Below are 2,562 nucleotides of genomic sequence, written 5' to 3' on the forward strand. Positions count from 1 at the left end.
TCAATATGGGCATGGGCTATGCCTTTGTCATCCCCGAATCGAGCCTCCCTGCCCTCAGGGCGGTCATCCCCGACGTGCAGGTGGCGGGCACCGTCGTCCCGGAGAGCGGCGCGTACCTCCGCGGCGTGAAGATCCGCTGATCTTCTTTTTTCTGGTTTTATGGCTCTGTAGAATCGCTCACGAAACGAATTTTCAAACGGTTCTTTGAAAACCCCCTCAGTGGTTTTCATGGTAAATCCTGTTCTTGAGGTTTGACGCGGGAGTGTACGTTTTCGGTATATCTGGGAGGAAGGCGGAAGGGTCCGCATCGCTCATCATGCGATCAGGGGAGAGATCGATTCGGGATAAAGATTCAAAAGAGCCAGAAAAGATTTTGTCGGGTCAGGGCGAGGTCTGCCCTGCCTGTTCTTCGTCCCGAGCGGCTCCGGCGTCTTTCGGGTTTCTGATGATTGCGGAGTTGCCCGAGGGGTCGTCGATGACCAGGGTGATGCTCTCCTCGCCGCGCTTGACCGCCTCGATCTGCGCCTTGATCGAGAGGGCCCGATCCCTTTCCTCGGTGTCGGCCGTCTTCAGGGCGATATCGAGTGCGTCCTCGATCCGGTCGAGCACCCCCTCGACATTGGTGATGAACCCCTCCGACGCCGGCCCGGGATTCACCGTGATCCCGAGTTCGGGTACCTCGATCGTGCCGGTAGAACTGCGCACCACCCGTACCGAGAGATCGTCCTCGCCCGAGATCCGTATCTCGCTTCTTTCGGGCTGACCGTTCCGGAGGATGAAGGTGTCGGCCATCCGCCAACCGCAGGGACAGACTGCGCTCTCAATGAGGATCTCGGAAAAATATGGGATTTCTTCCGTCTGGTAGATATACTCGATCTCCTGTTTGCAGATCGGACAGGGCGCATGCAGGACGTTCCGCACTACGCTCCTCCGATCCTCTCGCGGGAGATCTTCACGGACATGGGGGTGACGATGACGTAATGCTGGTCTCCGAGGCCGATGATATCGCCGTTGACGTCGTTTGCGACCTCCCTGAGGTCTTTTAAGACCCGCTCGTACATGATCTTGTCAAGTTTCAGCCGGGATATGTCGACGATGACAACATTGCCGTTGTAAACCTCGTCCTTCACGCGGGGGGTGTCCTTGATATCGGATATCTGGGCGACTTTCACAAGCATCGATGCGGGCTCGTCGCTGGCCGTACCCTCGTACGATGCCAGATCCAGTTCCATATAGTCGTCCTGATGTGCAGGAGCGCTCTTGCCCATGATGGAATCGAGAAATTTACCCATGGAAAGAACTGTAGAATGGAATTTATTTAATGCTATCCAATCCATCCTCAGAGTTCCAGGTTCCAGATCAGGTCTCCGACGCGGTGAACCGTCCTGACGGCCTTTCCCTTCTCCAGTGCAATGAGTTCTGCCGCGTCGTACAGGGCGATGCCCACTGCGAGGGGCTTGCCGTACCTCTCCTCGGCAATGATACACGGGCGATCCTTCTTGATGTCCGGCGTGGCGGCGACGATGCCGGGGCGCATGATGTCGGCACCGTTCATCACGTACGGCACGGCCCCGGAATCGATCGTGATCCTCCGGGCGGCGAAGGGATGCTCGATCGCCCCCCGTACCGTCGGGAAGATCCAGTCCTCGAAGGCCATGAAGGCGGGTTTTTTCTCCACCAGATAGATGCTGAAGGCCGACGTCGTTTCTACGACCTCGATACTCTTTGATGTGAAAAGTGTCTCTTCGTTTCCGATTTCATCTTTCAGGGCGTTTCTGATGCGCGCGATCTCTGATTTTTTGATCGTGTGCCTTTTTTTGACCTTTATCTCTTCCATTGTTCACCACGATTCTGGTCTATTCTGCTTTAAACCGTTCGACGCGGTATATTTAAGTAGATTCCCCACGCACGTATGGTACTCTTGAAGAGGTCTGAAAGGTAATTGCCATGACAAAAAGACCACTAGAGATTCTGGATCAGGTGCTCAACGGCCAGCCTGTTATCATTTCTCTGAAAGGCGGGCGTGAGATCCGCGGAGTCCTGCAGGGTTACGACGTCCATTTAAACCTCGTCCTCGATCGGGCCGAAGAAGAGATCGAAGGCAAGGTGGAGAAACGCGGTACGTTGATCGTACGCGGGGACAATGTGATCTATATATCTCCCTCTGTTGAATAATTACGGTGAACGGTTATGACGAAAGGTACACCATCAATGGGTAAGCGGCAGAAGCACAGTCACATTATCTGCCGCCGGTGCGGGAAGATGTCCTTCCACGCACGGCACAAGGTCTGCTCTGCCTGTGGTTTCGGGCGGAGCAAGAAACTGGTCAGTCACAAGTGGACGACGAAGCGTTCCCGGATCCCGACCCATTAAGTTTTCAGGTCAGATCATGTGTGGGATCGTTGGCATCGTGGATGCTGGCGGTGTCTCTTTCCCGCTATACTATGCCCTGTACGCTCTCCAGCACCGCGGGCAGGAGAGCGCGGGGATGTCCACTTTTGACCACCGGCCCTATGTCCACAAGGGCAAAGGGCTTGTGGCCGAGGTATTTGATGAGCAGAT

5 protein-coding genes and 1 pseudogene are annotated in these 2,562 nt (G+C 55.4%); 3 read left to right on the forward strand and 3 right to left on the reverse strand.

The window, feature by feature from the left end; genetic code table 11:
• Positions 1-381 precede the first annotated feature (381 nt).
• Genes PHP59_RS12575 through PHP59_RS12585 form a run of 3 tightly spaced genes read right to left on the reverse strand, consistent with a single transcriptional unit; the run spans position 382 to position 1,837 of the window.
• Complete coding sequence (locus tag PHP59_RS12575; protein WP_300167498.1) at positions 382-921, reverse strand: ZPR1 zinc finger domain-containing protein; 540 nt, start codon at positions 919-921, stop codon at positions 382-384.
• Entirely contained in the window at positions 921-1,292 is a 372-nt protein-coding gene (gene sepF / locus PHP59_RS12580) for a cell division protein SepF (protein WP_300167500.1), read from the reverse strand. The genes PHP59_RS12575 and sepF overlap by 1 nt, the downstream gene beginning before the upstream one ends.
• A gap of 47 nt (positions 1,293-1,339) precedes the next feature.
• On the reverse strand, positions 1,340-1,837 hold the full coding sequence (locus PHP59_RS12585; RefSeq protein ID WP_300167502.1) for an RNA-binding protein: 498 nt from the start codon (positions 1,835-1,837) through the stop codon (positions 1,340-1,342).
• Positions 1,838-1,947: 110 nt separating this feature from the next.
• On the opposite strand from PHP59_RS12585, the gene PHP59_RS12590 reads away from it, so the two are divergent.
• The 3 genes and pseudogenes from PHP59_RS12590 to PHP59_RS12600 form a co-directional block, all read left to right on the forward strand.
• A complete protein-coding gene (locus PHP59_RS12590; RefSeq protein ID WP_067046633.1) occupies positions 1,948-2,175 on the forward strand; it encodes an LSM domain-containing protein in 228 nt (75 codons plus the stop codon).
• A 15-nt stretch (positions 2,176-2,190) separates the two neighbouring features.
• Positions 2,191-2,373 carry a 50S ribosomal protein L37e gene (locus tag PHP59_RS12595; protein ID WP_067046631.1) on the forward strand — a complete coding sequence of 61 codons (183 nt, stop codon included), beginning with the start codon at positions 2,191-2,193 and terminating at the stop codon, positions 2,371-2,373.
• A gap of 16 nt (positions 2,374-2,389) precedes the next feature.
• Positions 2,390-2,562: pseudogene (locus PHP59_RS12600) on the forward strand (amidophosphoribosyltransferase); the annotation flags it as partial.

Source organism: Methanofollis sp. (assembly GCF_028702905.1).
Lineage (GTDB): Archaea > Halobacteriota > Methanomicrobia > Methanomicrobiales > Methanofollaceae > Methanofollis.